The organism is Pantoea sp. SIMBA_079 (genome assembly GCF_046940275.1).
In the GTDB taxonomy this organism is placed as follows: domain Bacteria; phylum Pseudomonadota; class Gammaproteobacteria; order Enterobacterales; family Enterobacteriaceae; genus Pantoea; species Pantoea borealis.
On record NZ_JAWRYR010000785.1, the window covers coordinates 1 to 244 of the forward strand.

Sequence of the window (244 nt, forward strand, 5' to 3'; positions counted from 1 at the left end):
CGGCAGGGTGTCGTAGGCCTGACGTTCGCCGCCTTCCAGCTCGCGCTGGCCGCGCGGGGCACCGAAGTAGATGCCGCCGGTCAGCTCACGGACGATGAGAATGTCCAGGCCCGACACGATTTCCGGCTTCAGCGACGAGGCATCGGCCAGTTGCGGGTAAAGGATGGCCGGGCGCAGGTTGGCGAACAGGCCCAGTTGCGAACGGATCTTCAGCAGGCCGCGCTCCGGGCGAATGTCTCGCTCG

1 protein-coding gene is annotated in these 244 nt (G+C 67.2%); it reads right to left on the reverse strand.

The window, feature by feature from the left end; genetic code table 11:
* A partial coding sequence (locus SB719_RS22090; protein WP_412160022.1) for an isocitrate/isopropylmalate family dehydrogenase occupies window positions 1-244 on the reverse strand: 244 nt, incomplete at both ends.